The sequence below is a fragment of the Lentzea sp. NBRC 102530 genome, assembly GCF_030269365.1.
Taxonomy (GTDB): Bacteria; Actinomycetota; Actinomycetes; order Mycobacteriales; family Pseudonocardiaceae; genus Lentzea.
This window is the reverse complement of the sequence record NZ_BSTF01000019.1, coordinates 147,225-161,182: the sequence shown is the minus strand read 5'-3', so window position 1 is coordinate 161,182 and position 13,958 is coordinate 147,225. Positions and strand designations below refer to the sequence as shown.

16 protein-coding genes and 3 tRNA genes are annotated in these 13,958 nt (G+C 69.7%); 10 read left to right on the top strand and 9 right to left on the bottom strand.

The genetic code is table 11. From position 1 onward, the window contains the following. Positions 1–53: 53 nt before the first annotated feature. A complete protein-coding gene (locus QSK25_RS38020; protein ID WP_285645646.1) occupies positions 54–314 on the bottom strand; it encodes a hypothetical protein in 261 nt (86 codons plus the stop codon). Positions 315–468: 154 nt separating this feature from the next. On the opposite strand from QSK25_RS38020, the gene QSK25_RS38015 reads away from it, so the two are divergent. The 5 genes from QSK25_RS38015 to QSK25_RS37995 all read left to right on the top strand — a co-directional run bounded on the left by QSK25_RS38015 (position 469) and on the right by QSK25_RS37995 (position 1,883). Beyond that, positions 469–714, top strand: a complete 246-nt coding sequence (locus tag QSK25_RS38015; RefSeq protein WP_285645643.1) for a hypothetical protein — start codon at positions 469–471, stop codon at positions 712–714. A gap of 117 nt (positions 715–831) precedes the next feature. Then, positions 832–1,461 (top strand): ScbR family autoregulator-binding transcription factor, encoded by a 630-nt coding sequence (locus tag QSK25_RS38010; RefSeq protein WP_285645641.1) that lies wholly within the window; start codon positions 832–834, stop codon positions 1,459–1,461. A 149-nt stretch (positions 1,462–1,610) separates the two neighbouring features. After that, positions 1,611–1,683, top strand: a tRNA-Glu gene (locus QSK25_RS38005). Between the two features lie 38 nt (positions 1,684–1,721). Next, positions 1,722–1,795 (top strand) — tRNA-Asp (locus tag QSK25_RS38000). 14 nt (positions 1,796–1,809) lie between these two features. Then, a tRNA-Phe gene (locus QSK25_RS37995) sits at positions 1,810–1,883 on the top strand. Positions 1,884–1,929: 46 nt separating this feature from the next. Here QSK25_RS37995 and QSK25_RS37990 read toward each other — a convergent pair. Beyond that, entirely contained in the window at positions 1,930–2,637 is a 708-nt protein-coding gene (locus QSK25_RS37990; RefSeq protein ID WP_285645639.1) for a hypothetical protein, read from the bottom strand. Positions 2,638–2,698: 61 nt separating this feature from the next. Between QSK25_RS37990 and QSK25_RS37985 the strand changes: the two genes are divergently transcribed. Both QSK25_RS37985 and QSK25_RS37980 read left to right on the top strand, forming a co-directional pair. Further along, the gene (locus tag QSK25_RS37985) at positions 2,699–2,908 is read left to right on the top strand and encodes an RNA polymerase sigma factor sigma-70 region 4 domain-containing protein (protein ID WP_285645636.1); all 210 of its coding nucleotides are present in this window, start codon (positions 2,699–2,701) and stop codon (positions 2,906–2,908) included. Further along, entirely contained in the window at positions 2,905–3,432 is a 528-nt protein-coding gene (locus QSK25_RS37980) for a Clp protease N-terminal domain-containing protein (protein WP_285645635.1), read from the top strand. The genes QSK25_RS37985 and QSK25_RS37980 overlap by 4 nt, the downstream gene beginning before the upstream one ends. Here the strand turns inward: QSK25_RS37980 and yczE are convergent. Further along, positions 3,383–4,036, bottom strand: coding sequence for a membrane protein YczE (yczE, locus tag QSK25_RS37975; RefSeq protein WP_285645634.1), 654 nt, complete (start codon positions 4,034–4,036; stop codon positions 3,383–3,385). The genes QSK25_RS37980 and yczE overlap by 50 nt on opposite strands. 82 nt (positions 4,037–4,118) lie before the next feature. Between yczE and yczR the strand changes: the two genes are divergently transcribed. Beyond that, positions 4,119–5,534 carry a MocR-like transcription factor YczR gene (gene yczR / locus QSK25_RS37970; RefSeq protein ID WP_285645633.1) on the top strand — a complete coding sequence of 472 codons (1,416 nt, stop codon included), beginning with the start codon at positions 4,119–4,121 and terminating at the stop codon, positions 5,532–5,534. A 295-nt stretch (positions 5,535–5,829) separates the two neighbouring features. Here the strand turns inward: yczR and QSK25_RS37965 are convergent, their stop codons facing one another. Further along, positions 5,830–6,672 (bottom strand): hypothetical protein, encoded by an 843-nt coding sequence (locus QSK25_RS37965; RefSeq protein ID WP_285645631.1) that lies wholly within the window; start codon positions 6,670–6,672, stop codon positions 5,830–5,832. A gap of 253 nt (positions 6,673–6,925) precedes the next feature. Between QSK25_RS37965 and QSK25_RS37960 the strand changes: the two genes are divergently transcribed. Then, complete coding sequence (locus QSK25_RS37960; protein ID WP_285645630.1) at positions 6,926–7,765, top strand: S8/S53 family peptidase; 840 nt, start codon at positions 6,926–6,928, stop codon at positions 7,763–7,765. On the opposite strand, the gene QSK25_RS37955 is transcribed toward QSK25_RS37960, so the two are convergent. From QSK25_RS37955 to QSK25_RS37940, 4 genes are all read right to left on the bottom strand, one after another. Next, positions 7,735–9,726, bottom strand: a complete 1,992-nt coding sequence (locus QSK25_RS37955) for a CHAT domain-containing protein (protein WP_285645629.1) — start codon at positions 9,724–9,726, stop codon at positions 7,735–7,737. The two genes, QSK25_RS37960 and QSK25_RS37955, sit on opposite strands and share 31 nt — an antisense overlap. After that, positions 9,723–10,091: a hypothetical protein gene (locus QSK25_RS37950; RefSeq protein ID WP_285645627.1), complete on the bottom strand. Its 369-nt coding sequence runs from the start codon at positions 10,089–10,091 to the stop codon at positions 9,723–9,725. The genes QSK25_RS37955 and QSK25_RS37950 overlap by 4 nt, the downstream gene beginning before the upstream one ends. A 262-nt stretch (positions 10,092–10,353) precedes the next feature. After that, positions 10,354–10,884, bottom strand: coding sequence for an RNA polymerase sigma factor (locus QSK25_RS37945; protein WP_285645625.1), 531 nt, complete (start codon positions 10,882–10,884; stop codon positions 10,354–10,356). 96 nt (positions 10,885–10,980) lie between these two features. After that, positions 10,981–12,144, bottom strand: a complete 1,164-nt coding sequence (locus QSK25_RS37940) for a pyridoxal phosphate-dependent aminotransferase (RefSeq protein WP_285645624.1) — start codon at positions 12,142–12,144, stop codon at positions 10,981–10,983. A 29-nt stretch (positions 12,145–12,173) separates the two neighbouring features. On the opposite strand from QSK25_RS37940, the gene QSK25_RS37935 reads away from it, so the two are divergent. Beyond that, complete coding sequence (locus tag QSK25_RS37935; protein ID WP_502881937.1) at positions 12,174–13,421, top strand: DUF445 domain-containing protein; 1,248 nt, start codon at positions 12,174–12,176, stop codon at positions 13,419–13,421. On the opposite strand, the gene QSK25_RS37930 is transcribed toward QSK25_RS37935, so the two are convergent. Beyond that, the gene (locus QSK25_RS37930; protein ID WP_285645622.1) at positions 13,394–13,882 is read right to left on the bottom strand and encodes a CGNR zinc finger domain-containing protein; all 489 of its coding nucleotides are present in this window, start codon (positions 13,880–13,882) and stop codon (positions 13,394–13,396) included. The genes QSK25_RS37935 and QSK25_RS37930 overlap by 28 nt on opposite strands. Positions 13,883–13,958 lie beyond the last annotated feature (76 nt).

Here is a 13,958-nt window from a genome sequence, read left to right as displayed (position 1 = left end):
GAGCCCTTTCTCTCTACGGGGCTCCGAGTCTATACCCCCCTGGGGTACGGGATCTACTGAGGACTCTCGGGTTTGGGCTGGTCCAGCTTCTGGAGATCGGTCTCGATCTTGTTGACCAGGTCGTCCAGGCCTTCGAGCATCTTGTCGAGCTCGGCCATCCGGGAACCGAAGGCGGACTCGATGTCGGCGTCGATGGTGTTCAGGTCGATGCCGCTGAGCGCCTTGAAGATCGCCTCCTGGTCGACCTCCGGAGGTGTCTGGGACGCGTTTTGGCCCTCTGCTTCGGGGGAAGGCTCCGGCGTGGGGTCGGTCATGGGTCCATCATCCCCTGGCGACTTCCTCACCAGAAACCTGCCGCACCTGTACGGAAAGTAACGCTGGGTGGCGGTGGAATCACTCTGCGGGGGGCTGCGGCCGTTGTCCCAGGTCGCTTAGCCTCCCGACACACCTCAAGTCGGGGAGGGTGCTATGAGCGGGTCGCTGGAAGTGCGGAAGTTCCTGTTCACCCAGGACGACGGCATGTCACAACGGGGTGGGCCCAACGTGCCCGCCCAACGCAACGGAGAACCGTCGCGGATCTCGGACGACCAGGTCCACCGGGCGAGGCTCGCGGTCGCGCGCAGTGCTCTCGGCACGGAGGACTGCCGGATGCTGCTCGACATGCTCGGGCTGTCGCCGGGCGAGGACGGTGGGGCGCCTCCGGTGCAGCGGTGAACGCGAAGGCGGCCCTGACTCGAGGCGCGCACCCCCCGGAGCGCGTCTGTCGGAACAGGGCCGCATCCCGAAACATACCCACGGGTCTCTTTCGCGGCAACGGCTAGTGTTCGGGCCATGCCCCAGCAGGACAGGGCGCACGCGACGCGTGAGGCGATACTCCACGCCGCTGCGGAGGAGTTCGACCGGCTCGGCTACGAGCGCACGTCGCTGACCGCCGTGCTCGCGCGGGCCGGGCTGACCAAGGGCGCGTTCTACTTCCACTTCCCCTCCAAGGAAGCGGTCGCCGACGCGCTGGTCGAACGGCAGAGCGAACTGTGGGCGCGGGTGCGGGAGGCGTGGCGGGAACGCGGCGCCGATCCGCTGAGCACCCTGCACGGGATGTTCGTGGAGTCGGCCGACCGGATGGCGGCGGACGTCGTGCTGCGCGCCGGCGTGCGGCTCAACGCCGATCGCGAGGTCGGTTATCCGGGGGTGCCGAGCACGCACGTCATGTGGGAGAAGCTCGTCGCCGCGTACGTGATCGAGGCGGCCGAACGCGGAGACCTCCGTCCCGGTGTCGATCCCGAGGCCGTCGCCCGCACGTTGTGCAGCGCCGCCCTCGGTTCGCGGTTGATCTCTTCGGCGACGACGGCCTGTGCCGATTACCCGGAACGGATGCGCGAGGTTCTGGGGTACGTGCTGCCGTGCGTGACGGCGGCCGGGTGGAAGTTGTCTGGATCACAAACTGCGTCTGAACCGGCGTGACGGGGCTCCGAGGCCCTGAACAGGCGTTTGTTGATCTGACTGTTTCCGCTCTGGGGCGGGTTTGAGCAGGTCAGCACATAAGTGGGACCCCCGTTTTGGAGGTGCGCGGACCTATGGCATATGCTTACGATGCTTCCAGAGACCAGCTAGTCCCCATCATCTAGCGGCCTAGGATCCCGCCCTTTCAAGGCGGTCGCGCGGGTTCGAATCCCGTTGGGGGCACGCAGTGAGATGTAGTACTGTACGACAAGCAAGAGCAAGGCCCAGTGGCGCAGTTGGTTAGCGCGTCGCCCTGTCACGGCGAAGGTCGCGGGTTCGAGTCCCGTCTGGGTCGCTTTTTCTTCTCATGGCCAGGTAGCTCAGTTGGTACGAGCGACCGCCTGAAAAGCGGTAGGTCGGCGGTTCGACCCCGCCCCTGGCCATCCTTCTTGGAAAGAAGCCCCGCAGTTCGCTGCGGGGCTTCTTTCGTTATGCGGTGAAGGAGATTCGCGCGATCGCTTGGTCGTCGTGCGTTTTGTAGCGCGGCCACCGCCGGTGCTCCGAATCACCGCGTTCCGCTTCCCGGATTCGGTCGAGCACTTCGCCCAGTGGCAATTGCTTCAGGTCTTCCCACGCGAAGAGCCCGTACTCGGACACTCCACAGGAGACACCGTCTGTGAGAGCGATCACACTCGTGATCTCGTTGCGGCGCCAGGAGGTCGTGAGGGCCTGGTGTCCCGCAACGGGATCGGCCTCCGCGACCCAGTAACCGCCCGGCTTGTTCTTCCAGCGGAGGATGTCCGGGTCGGGCCTCAGGTCTTCGAGCCGCGTGTCCTCGAGGACGTGGGGGGACTGTCCGAACGCGACCACCGGGGTGTCGCACAGGACGAGGGCGTCGATCGTCTCGTCGTTCCAGCGGACGATCGAGGCCGTCGACGACGGGGAGTCGCCGGGGGTGAGGCCGTGTTCCCCGGTGAGGTTCTCGATCGCCTGCGCGAGGAGGTCGGTCAGCGGGTCGTCGTTCATCAGCCGCGCCAGTTCGTCGGCGAGTTTCCCGGCGTACCAGCCACCGTTGCGGTCGGGCGGCCTGGTGCGCGAGGTGACGCCGTCGAGCACGATCACGGCGTTGGGGGTGATCCGGATCCGGTCCTCGTTGGTGTGCCCCGGTGCTGCCTGTTCAGCAGTCTCGATCTTCACCCGGCCACCGTACGTGTCAACCTTGGTTGACGAACTGGTGTTGTCAACGTACGTTGACATCATGACGGAAGCGACGGATCTCGCCACAGCGGCCGGTGATCGCGACCCGAAGGTCGGGTTGCGCGCCGTCAGCGCGTTGCGGCGGCTGCTGGAACACCTGGAGGCCGCCCAGGTCCGCAGTGCGCGGACACAGGGTTGGTCGTGGCAGGACATCGCGGCGGAACTCGGGGTGTCCCGCCAGGCGGTGCACAAGAAGCACGGGGGTCGATGATGATCGCGGAGCGGTTCACGAAAGAAGCCCGCGAGGCCGTGAAGGCCGCGGTGAAGGAGGCCGAACGGGTGCACGCACCCGAGGTCGGCGTGGAACACCTGATGCTGGCGATCCTCGACGCGCCGGTGCTCGCCGGGTTCGACCTGCCGCGCGAGGAGCTGGAGACGGCGTTCCGGGACTACCGGCGCAAGGGCGGGCTGACCAAGGCGGACGCGGAAGCGTTGCGGGGCCTGGGGATCGACGTCGACGCGGTGATCGAGACCGCGGAGCAGTCGCTCGGCGAGGGGGTACTGCGACCGGGGCCGCGCCGGCGGTGGTTCGGGATGCCGCTGGAGCCGGACTTCAAGAAGGCGCTGGAGAACTCGTTGCGCGAGTCCCGCGACCTCCGCCACAACTACCTCGGGGTGGAGCACGTCCTGCTGGCTCTGTTGCAGGGCAAGGGGATCGTGGCGGAGGTGCTGACCGAGCGGGGGGTCACGTACGGGGAGATCCGCAAGCGGGCCGCGAGCGCTCGCGCCACGTGAGCGCGGGCAGGAAGAGCTGCGCGAGCGGGCCGACGCCGAGCGCGTAGAGGACCGTGCCGATGCCGACCGTGCCGCCGATCAGCCAGCCGGTGGCGAGCACGACCAGTTCGAGCACGGTCCGCGTGACGCGCAGGGAAATCCCCGTGCGGCGGCAGAAACCGGTGACCAGGCCGTCGCGCGGGCCCGGTCCGAGGCGGGAGCCGACGTACGCGGCGAACGCCACGGCGTTGAGCACGATGCCCAGCGTCAGGAACACGATCCTCGGCAGAAGTCCTTGCGGGGCGGGCAGGATCGCGAGCGTCACGTCGACGCTGACCGCGATCAGCACGACGTTCGCGATCGTGCCCACGCCCGGCTTCTGCTTCAGCGGGATCCAGGCCAGCAGCACCAGGACGCCGGTGATCGCGGTGATCAGGCCGAAGCTCAGCCCGGTGCGCTTCGCGAGGCCCTCGTGCAGCACGTCCCACGGGTTCAGGCCGAGCGTCGCGCGGATCTGCAACGCCATGCTCGCGCCGTAGAGCCACAGGCCTGCGGCGAGCTGCGGGAGGCGGCGGGCGGGTGAGATCCGGACGGAGACCTGGTGGAGTGCGGTCATGGAGGCCATGTGGCCATGCTGCGCCTCGATTGGCCTGGTAATCCATAGCCAATTCGTCATAATTGGCCTCATGCTCCCACCAGGTGGACGTATGTCGGGTGCTCGGCTCGCGCGGTTGCTGGGCGAATGGCGGCGTGGAGGTGCCCGGCAGGGGTCCGTTGATCTCGCCGCTGCGCTGAAACTGCTGGTCGCGGACGGGCGCTTGCCGGTCGGGACGCGGCTGCCGTCCGAACGGGAGCTCACCGGCGCGTTGCCCGTGAGCCGCACCACCATCACCGCCGCGCTGGACCAGCTGCGCGTCGAGGGCGTGGTGGAGTCGCGCCGCGGCGCCGGGTCGTGGATCAACGGACCGGTCGGCACGGGCGGCGGCATCACCGGGGGCGACGACACGTTGATCGACCTGTCCCGCGCCGCGCCGGCGGCGTTGCCGTCCGTGCGGCTCGCCATGGACGTGGCGATGAGCCAGATGCCGGAGCACCTCGCGTCGCACGGGTACGACGAGCGAGGTCTGCTCGTGCTGCGGCAGCGGATCGCGGACCGGTACGCGGCGCGTGGGTTGCCGACCTCACCCGACCAGATCGTGGTGACGTCCGGGGCACAGCACGCGTGGGCGCTGGTGCTGCGGCTGTTCGTCGGGCCCGGTGACCGGGTGCTGGTGGAGCAGCCGAGCTACCCCAACGCACTGGAGGCCGTGCGGGCGTCGTTCGGGATCCCGGTGCCCGTGCCGATGCTGGCCGACGGGTGGGACCTGGACGGTTTCGAGGCCGCTTTGCGGCAGGCGGGCCCCCGTTTGGCCTATTTGATTCCCGATTTCCAGAACCCGACCGGACTTCGAATGTCGTCCGAGTCGCGGGAAATGCTTTCCGCCGTGCTGAGGAAAGCGCGTACTCCACTGGTCGTCGATGAGACCCTGGTGGAGCTGGCGCTGGATCCGGGTCCGTCGCCGTTGCCGATGGCGGCGTTCGGCGGGGACTCGGTGGTGACGCTGGGGTCCGCGAGCAAGTCGCACTGGGGCGGACTGCGGATCGGCTGGATCAGGGCTTCCGCCGACCTGGTGCACCGGCTGCTGTCGACGCGGGCGGCGATCGACCTGGGCACGCCGGTGTTCGAGCAGCTCGTGCTGGCCGCGTTGCTGGAGTCGCCGGAAACCGTTCTGGCGCAACGCCGTGCCGAGGCGCTGGTGCAGCGGGACGTGGCCGTCGCGACGCTGCGGGCACATTGTCCACAGTGGAGTTTTGAGGTGCCGGCCGGTGGGCTCGGGGTGTGGTGCACCCTCGACGGTCCGGTGAGCACCCGCGTCGCCGTCGTGGCGCAGAACCACGGCCTGCGCCTGGTTCCCGGTCCGCGGTTCGCGGTGCACGGAGGGTGCGAGCAGATGCTCCGAGTGCCGTACACGCAGTCACCCGAAGTGCTGCGTCTCGCGATCGGCCGTTTGGGTGTGGTGGCTGCAACCGTTGCAGGAACAGGCTTTCCGGCGGACGCCGACCTGTCGGTGCCGGTCGCGTGAGACACGTCGGCCCGGTCTCCCGCAGCGGTGGAGACCGGGCCGACGAACTAGCAAACGAGAGGCCTGCGGCGGGGGACGTCCCAGGGATTGGCGTCCCCCGTCCGCAGGTTTCCCGTGTGGTCCGAGACTGCGGGGGCAGCGCGGCACTCGGACCAGACCCGACCTGCCAGGGCGCGGTTGGCAGGTCAGGAAGACTGGGTTCCTTGCGTACAACGGGAAATGTGTTGCGGAGTTACTCGCGCGACGGAACGAGACGGTCACAAATCGCGCAGAAGGCAGACTTGTCCTGTCGGACTCAGTCGGGTGACGTTGCCGGAAGGCCCGGAATGCTGCCGGGCGCAGTGCCGTCGCGACGCTCCTCGACCGACCACGTGGTGGGCGGGAAGAGCGAGTTGTGCGACGTCAGGACGGCGAGCACGCCGCGCGTGCCGCCGGAGTTGTCGGTGTGGCCGGACGACACGGAGGCCGTCGCCACGACGGGAGCCTGCTGCTGAACGGGCAGCGGGGCGTCGGAGCCGGGAGCGGACCACGTGAGGTCGCTCACCGGAGCCGGAGCGGTCTGCTGGGGTGCCGCGACGGGAAGATCGGGCAGGAGCGGCACGAGCTTGCGGGCCACCGGGGCCGGCGGTGCGGGCGGCGGCGGAGGCAGCTGGACCTCGGCGGCCAGCCTCGCGGCGATCTTGGCGGCGCGCACCTGGGCCTTGGCCTGGACGACCTCGGGCGGCGCCTCGTTGCGGATGGTGCCGTAGCGCGTGTTGCCCTGCGAGCCGCTCTCGAAGTCGAGGGCCGGGCCCTCTTCCTCGGGCTCCTCGGGCTCGGTGACGACCGGCGCCTCGACGACCGGGGGCACGAGCTTCTCGGGCTGGTGCTTCTCGATGATCGACGCGGTGAAGGCCTGGGCCCACCCGGCGGGGTCCTCGAGCAACTCGGGTGCGGCGGTGGCGGCCTCGGACGGTGCTTCCGCCGTGATGTCGGCGACGGGGGGCGCTTCGGCCGTGATCTCGATGGCCGGGGGCGCTTCCACGGGGGTCTCGGGGCTGGCGGAGGCGGTCGCGCCGCTCAACAGCCAGGCGGCGGCGGTGAACCCGCCGAGCGCAGCGGCCCGCAGCAGCAGTGCACGTGCTCCACCACTCGCCACAGGATCACCACCCGTCCACCGTTTCAGGTCACCCTCAACGCACAGCGCCGTCGGAGGTCGACGTAGAGCTATGTCTAGCACCGGAGAGTGACTTCGTGAACCAACTCGCCGCGAAACACCCGGAAGGGCGGTCCTGTGCGGCTGTCCGTGTCGCCCTGATCAGGCATGAACACCGTCAGTGTCGTCATCGGATCGAGTGACTTTGCGCCTTGGTCCCCTGTGGACCGTGTCGCGGCGGGGGATGGTGTCCGTTGTGGACGCTCTCAAGCAGGTCGGCAGCCTCTCTGAGCTGGTCGATCACGCCACCCGCGCGGTGGGCCCGGTGGTGGTGCACGATCCTGCGGGACCAAACGAGTGCTTGGTCCGTTCGGGGGAACTGGTGGTGCTGCCGACGGATGCACCCACTGTGCGCAAGCGCTTGCGATCGGCCTACTCCCACGAGGAGATCGCCGCAGGTGCCATCCGCATCCACCTGAAGGCCGCCGATCGGGCGTCCGTCGTCCCGATCGCCCTGGAGGTCGGCGCCGCCCCGAACCACGTCCACCTGGCGTGCCCGATCATGATCGGCACTTCCCGCCCGGTGATCGGCGAACGCCTGCCCGACCTCCTCGGCGAGGGCACGGTCGCGTTGCTCGACACCCCTCTCGAAGCCCCGCACGGTGCGTTGGTCGCCGGTGTCCTCCGCCACCACGGCGCCACCGTCCGCTCGTTCCCCGTCCTGACCGCCCCGGGCTTCGGTGACGACCTGACCCTGGCCGCGGCCTTGAGGGCCACCCGCGACCTGCCGGTCGTCCTGGTCGCCTCCGGCACCTACACCTTCGACGACCGCTGTCCGCCGGTCCTCGCCGGCTGCGGCCGCAACGTGGTCGCCGCCGCGGGCAACGGCGGCTCGCCCCGCCCGTGGTGGCCGGCCGCCCTCCCGTCCGTGACGTCGGTGGGCTCCACCGACCCGTTCTCCGGACGCGGCCCCTGGGTGAACGTCCAGGCCCCGGCCGTGGACGTCCCCTCCTCCGTCGGCTCCTCCCAACTGCTGTGCACCGGCACCTCGTTCGCCGCGGCCCTTCACGCCGCCACCCTGGTGCCCGTGCCGTAGCAGCTGAACCCGAGGTGAGCGACGGCCCGCGCGGCCTCCACGGGGTGCGCGATCCGTTCATGCACCTGCTCCATGGCCACGCTGACCTGCGCATCCGGCACTTCGAGCACACTCGCGACGACCGCCCTGGTCCCCGCGTCGAGGAACGCCCGCGCCAGCCCCGACTCGCACGCCGACAGCACCACGGTGTCCGGCGGGTCCTCGATCCGCGCGAGGTCGTAGCCGTAAAGCGGCCCGTCTTCGAGTTCGAGGTAGGAGAACAACGGGTTTTCTTCGTTCACGTGCCCGTGCGCCGCAATGTGCGCGACTCCAGCCCCTTCGAGAGCTTTCAAGGTCTCGTCCACAGTGGATTTCGCGATGGTGCCGCCGTGCTTCTTCCGCAACGCGACCGCCTCTCGTCCCACCCGAGGCCCGGTGACCCACACCCGCTCCCCGGTCCGTCCTCCTCGCCAGCCGCTGAGGCTGGGCAGCACGTGCACCCTGGGCCCCAGCGCGGCCCAGGGCAGGTCGTGCAACACCCCGTCCGGCACCACGACGACCTCCTCGACGTCCGGCAGCAGGTCGAGTTCGACCGCCCTCCCGGCCCGCACCGCGAGCCTCGCCGTCCGGACCAGTTCGCCGGGGTCCTCCACCACCCGCATCCGGGCCCGGCCACCGATCACCGTGACCGCCTTCATCCGCCCGTCGTGCACGACGAAACTGACCAACGGCAGCCCCGTCCCCACCCCCGCCCGCGGCTTCCCCCGCGCCGCCAGAGCGAGCGACAACCGGCGAACGTCCCTCTCCGCCGACTCCACCGGCAACCCGAACGCCCGCGCCCGCCGCAACTCGGCGAGCGCCCGCGCGAGCGCGGGGTCGTTGGGGGGCAACGACACCGGCGCCCGGTGCCGTTCCGACCACTCCAGCACCTCCCGCGCCGTCCTGGCCAGCGTCAACGCGTGCCCGGTCAACTCACGGCGAGGCCAGTCGCCGTGGTGCTCGTCGAGCACCCGGATCCCGGCCCGGCACGCGGCGAGCGCACCCCGCCGATCCGACCGCCGGGCGTGCGCGAGCCACCCCAGCGCGCGGGTCTGCGCGGACCCGCGAAACCGATGTGCCGCAACGGCGTCGACCTTGCCGGCGGCGAGCATGAACTCGACGTCCGCCCCACCCAGCTGCACGGCGGGCCCGGGATCACCGTCCCTCAACGCACACCGCGCGCTCAACACCGCCAACTCCGGTACGTGCCGGTTGCACCGCCGCACCAACTCCATCGCCGGCGCCAACACCCGCCTCGCCTCGGCCGTGAGTCCGGCGGCCAGCAACGCCTCGGCCCGGTCGACGAGAGCCTCGGGCTTGCCGGCCGAATCCAGCCCGGCCCCGGCCGCCTCCTCGTACCGCCGCAACGCCAGCGGCAGGTCCCCGGCCAACATCGCCACGAAGCCCTTGTTGTGCAGGCACATCGCTGCCCGCCCGACCTCCCCCAGCGCCAGCAGCAGGGTGTGCGCGGCGCTGAAGTCCGCGTCGGCGGCCGCCAGCCTGGACGCTTTGCACCGGGCGATCCCGCGCCCGACCAGTGCGTTGGCGAGCCACCTCTGATCCCCGTACCGCCGCAGGTCCCTGATGACGGCGGTGAGTTCGGCGATCGCCAGCCGGGGTTCGGCCGACCCGCAGAGGTGCAACCCGCGCAGACACCTGGCCCGCGTCAACTCCGCACCCCGCAGGTGAGGCGTGGCCAGGTCGAGGTGCCGAAGGCTCTGCCTCGGTCGTCCCCGGTCCAGGTCGATCCACGCCAGCGTGAGGTGGAACCGAGCCTCGCCGGTCAGCTTCAGGCCGCGCTTCGCCAACCGGGCGGCGACGTCGAGGTGGCCGAGTTCGACGTGGGCGACGCTGAGGTCGTGCAACGCGTCGGCGCGCTGGGCCTCGGTGCCGCGGACCTCGGTCGTGGCGATGGTGGCCCGCGGGTCGGCGGTGGCGCTCATGCGACGAACCACCCCGTCGTGAGGCCCAGCTCCGGCACCGTCACGCACAACGGGCCGGGGCTGACGTCGGCGCGGAACCACCCTTCGGCGTCCGGTGCCAGGGCTCGCGTCGACTCCGGCGAGCGGACCTCGACGGGATGGACCTCGTCCAAGACACCGGTCAGGTGGAGGCCTGCCGGGGACGGATCGAGTTGGAGGTGGAGGCGGCCGGTGCCCACGTGGAAGGTGAGGTGGCGGGAGGAGCCGCGGACCGGTTCGTGGACGGGGTCCATCGGGTCGAGGCCCGTGGGGTGTGGGGTGAGCGCCGGTGGGGGTGTGTCGAGGCGGAAGAGGTCGGCGATCTCGTCGAGCAGCGAGTCCCTCATCGAGAACCTCCAGGCTTGCACTGGCTGTGGACTGCGGATGGGCGGTGGACTGCGGACGGGTTGTGGACTGCGGACGGGTTGTGGACTGCAGGTGCCGTCGCCACTTCGCCTGCGTTGTGGGTGGCGAGGGGGCTGTGGACAACGGGCACCGCCGCCACCTCTCCTGCGCTGTGGATGGCGAGCAACGAGGCCGTGTGGATGGCCGGCGCGGGGTCGATGCGGTCCAGCACCCGCGCCAGGCGGGGCAGCAGGTCGTCGGCGCTCATCGCAGGTCCGCCACCTTCCGTCGCAGGTCCGCGAGGCAACGGGTGCGTGTCGAGCCAACGCTCCCCACCTTCATCCCCAGGGCGTCGGCAACCTGTGCATAACTCAGTTCGGGGTTGTGGGCGGCGATCCGCAGCAGCCGCTGGCACCGTTCGTTCAAGGTCGTCAGCGCGGCCCACAGCCGACGCTGCCGCTCCGACGTGATCGCGGCCTCGTCAGGGGTGGGCAGCGGTGACGAGGGCTCCCAGAGGTCGTACGAGACCTCGCGGCCGCGCACCCGCAGGACCGCGATCGACTGCCGGGTGGCGGTACGGACCAGCCACAGGCCCAGCGCCTCGGGCGAGTGGATGCGGGAGAGGTGTTCGGCCAGGCAGAGCCAGGTGCACTGGTAGACGTCGCAGGCGTCGGCGTGGCTCAGGCGGAACGATCTGGGCACCGACCAGACCAGGCGTGAGTAGCGTTCGACCAGCGCGTCCCACGAGCAGGAACCGGTGCGCCAGCCGACGAGGAGTTCCGTGTTCGATTCCATGCCATTTGGAGTCGAACACGGTCCGGGAGGCTCCCGGCCTCACCCGAAAGTGGGTTGTCCACAGGTGTGGAGAAACTCATCCACACCTGTGGACAACTAGAGCTTGTGGAGGCGCTCCACGGCTTCGTCGATCACCGCGTCCTGCTTGCAGAAGGCGAACCGGATCAGGTGCTTCCAGTCGTCCGGGCGGTCGGTGAACACCTGGACGGGGACCGCCGCGACGCCGATCCGGGCGGGCAGGTCGCGGCACAACGACAACCCGTCGGAGTAGCCCAGCGGGCGGACGTCGGCGCAGATGAAGTAGGTGCCCTCGGAGGAACGGACCTCGAAACCGGCGGCGCGCAGGCCCTCGGCGAGGCGGGCTCGCTTCGAGGCCAGGGAGTCGCGCAGGGACGAGACCCAGTCCAGTTCGGCGGTCAGGGCGTGGGCGACGGCGGGCTGGAACGGGGCGCCGCCGACGAAGGTCATGAACTGCTTCGCGGCGCGCACGGCCGAGACCAGCTCGGCAGGCCCGCAGACCCAGCCGATCTTCCAGCCCGTGCAGTTGAACGTCTTGCCGGCGCCGGAGATCGACAACGTCCGCGACGCCATGCCGGGCAGGGACGCCAGCGGGATGTGGACCAGACCGTCGAACACCAGGTGCTCGTAGACCTCGTCGGTGATCGCCAGCAGGTCGTGCTCGACGCACAACGCGGCGATCGCTTGGAGTTCTTCCAAGCGGAACACCGTGCCCGTCGGGTTGTGCGGCGAGTTCACCAGCACGGCACGCGTTCGCGGCGTGACGGCCGCACGCAGGGCATCGACGTCCAACGCCAAACGGCCGGACGCGTCCTCACGCAGGCCAACGGTCACCCGCGTCGCACCGGCGAGAGCCACCGAAGCGGCGTAGGAGTCGTAGTAGGGCTCGATCAGGATCACTTCGTCGCCGGCCTCGACCAGGGCCAGCAACGAAGCCGCGATCGCCTCGGTCGCACCCACGGTGACCAGCACTTCCGAATCCGGATCGTACGAGAGTCCGTACCGCGAACGGTGCGCGGCGACGGCCCGGCGCAGCACCGGCATGCCGGGGCCGGGCGGGTACTGGTTCACCCCCGACGCGATCGCCGACTGGGCCGCCGCGAGCATCGACGCCGGACCGTCGGTGTCGGGGAAGCCCTGACCGAGGTTGACTGCGTCGTGCTGCACGGCCAGCGCCGTCATCTCCGCGAAGATGGTCGACGTGAACGGCTGCAACCGGGGAACTAGCGCTGGTACCCGCACAACGCAGGATCTTCACGGACAATGGTGTCGTGGAGCAACTGACCGCCGCTGACCAGCAGAAGCGCACCGACCTGCGCAAGATGAAGCTCGTCGCGACGAGCTTCCTGATAGGCGCGACGATCATCTTCTTCGGCACGCACGCGTTCGAGGGTGCCTGGGTCGGCTACGTCCGCGCGGCGGCCGAGGCGGGCATGGTCGGCGCGCTCGCCGACTGGTTCGCGGTCACGGCGCTGTTCCGCAGGCCGCTCGGGCTGCCGATCCCGCACACCGCGATCATCCCCGAGCGCAAGAACATGTTCGGCCAGACGCTCGGCGACTTCGTCGGCGTCAACTTCCTCAGCCCGGAAGTGGTGCAGGACAAGCTGCGCAGGGCCGGCATCGCGGAACGCGCCGGTGCGTGGATCAAGCAGCCCGAGAACGCCGAACGCCTCACCAACGAGCTGTCGAACGTCCTCAAGGGCGCGATCACCGTCCTCAAGGACGAGGAGGTCCAGGCCGTCCTGGAGCAGGCGATCGTCAAGCGGGTCACCGCGAAGCCGTGGGGCCCGCCGCTCGGCAAGCTGCTCGGCCAGGTCCTCAGCGACGGCGCGCACCACAAGCTCGTCGACCTCATGTGCGACCGCGCCTATGAGTGGGTGCGCGACAACTACGACAAGGTCAGCCTGATCGTCACGGACCGCGCGCCCACGTGGTCGCCCAAGTTCGTCGACGCCATGCTGGGCGACAAGGTCTACACCGAGCTCGTCAACTTCGCGTGGGCCGTCAAGACCGACGTCAACCACCCGATGCGCCTCGCCGTCGACCAGTTCATGATCGAGTTCTCGTCCGACATGCAGACCGACCCGGCCACCATGCAACGCGCCGAGCAGGTCAAGCAGCAGGTGATCAACCACCCCGACGTGCAGAAGGTCATCAGCAGCGCCTGGGGCACGGCCAAGAAGATGCTGCTCGACGCCGCCGAGGACCCGGGCAGCGAACTCCGCAAGCGCGTCACCCAGGGCATCATCACGCTCGGCACCAACCTCACCGACGACCCCGCGCTGCGCGCCAAGGTCGACGGCTGGCTGGAGCAGGCCGCCGGGTACGTCGTGCAGAACTACCGCGCGGAGATCACCACGCTGATCACGGACACGGTCGAGCGCTGGGACGCCGAGGAGACCTCGCGCAAGATCGAACTGCAGGTCGGCAGGGACCTGCAGTTCATCCGGATCAACGGCACCGTGGTCGGCGCGCTCGCCGGCCTGGTGATCTACACCGTGGCCAACGTGCTGTTCTGAAGATCTCGGGTGCGTTTTCGGAACGTGCGGGCCTTCTCGCGGTTCCCGCACACCTGCATCGAGCACCAGGTGCGCGAGCGGTTGCGCGAACGGTCGAAGAACGCACGCAGGCAATCGTCGGCCGGACAGATCTTGAAGCGTTCCCACGAGCCCAGCACCGCGAGGCGGGCCGAGGCGGCGAGCACCGCGCCGAGCGCGTCCGAGCTGGACAGCACCGGGACGCCGTCGGTGAGCTCGATGTGCACGACGCCCGCGGCCGTCTGGGGCCCTGAGGACCCCTCGATGGACGACCGCAGTGCCGCACGAGCGGCGCGCGCCTGCGCGAGTTCACTGCTCCGCCCGAGGCCGCGCTCGGTCACCCACGCGCGCCAGGAGGCTTCACTGTCCAGTACGTGTCGAGTGTTCAGGAAGTCGAGCAACAGCTCGACGTCGTGATCCCAGCCGACAGTCAGACCAGTCACCCCACCACTGTAGGCGCCACGGCGGTTGCCCGTCAGTGCATCGAGGAATACACCGGGTGTATACATCGTGTGTATA

Bases quoted from the DNA above. Each gene is read 5' to 3' on its own strand.
- QSK25_RS38010 (WP_285645641.1), top strand. From the start codon at position 832: ATGCCCCAGCAGGACAGGGCGCACGCGACGCGTGAGGCGATACTCCAC.
- yczR (WP_285645633.1), top strand. From the start codon at position 4,119: ATGTCGGGTGCTCGGCTCGCGCGGTTGCTGGGCGAATGGCGGCGTGGA.
- QSK25_RS38015 (WP_285645643.1), top strand. From the start codon at position 469: ATGAGCGGGTCGCTGGAAGTGCGGAAGTTCCTGTTCACCCAGGACGAC.
- QSK25_RS37945 (WP_285645625.1), bottom strand. From the start codon at position 10,884: ATGGAATCGAACACGGAACTCCTCGTCGGCTGGCGCACCGGTTCCTGC.
- QSK25_RS37950 (WP_285645627.1), bottom strand. From the start codon at position 10,091: ATGAGGGACTCGCTGCTCGACGAGATCGCCGACCTCTTCCGCCTCGAC.
- QSK25_RS37985 (WP_285645636.1), top strand. From the start codon at position 2,699: ATGACGGAAGCGACGGATCTCGCCACAGCGGCCGGTGATCGCGACCCG.
- QSK25_RS37980 (WP_285645635.1), top strand. From the start codon at position 2,905: ATGATGATCGCGGAGCGGTTCACGAAAGAAGCCCGCGAGGCCGTGAAG.
- QSK25_RS38020 (WP_285645646.1), bottom strand. From the start codon at position 314: ATGACCGACCCCACGCCGGAGCCTTCCCCCGAAGCAGAGGGCCAAAAC.
- yczE (WP_285645634.1), bottom strand. From the start codon at position 4,036: ATGGCCTCCATGACCGCACTCCACCAGGTCTCCGTCCGGATCTCACCC.
- QSK25_RS37955 (WP_285645629.1), bottom strand. From the start codon at position 9,726: ATGAGCGCCACCGCCGACCCGCGGGCCACCATCGCCACGACCGAGGTC.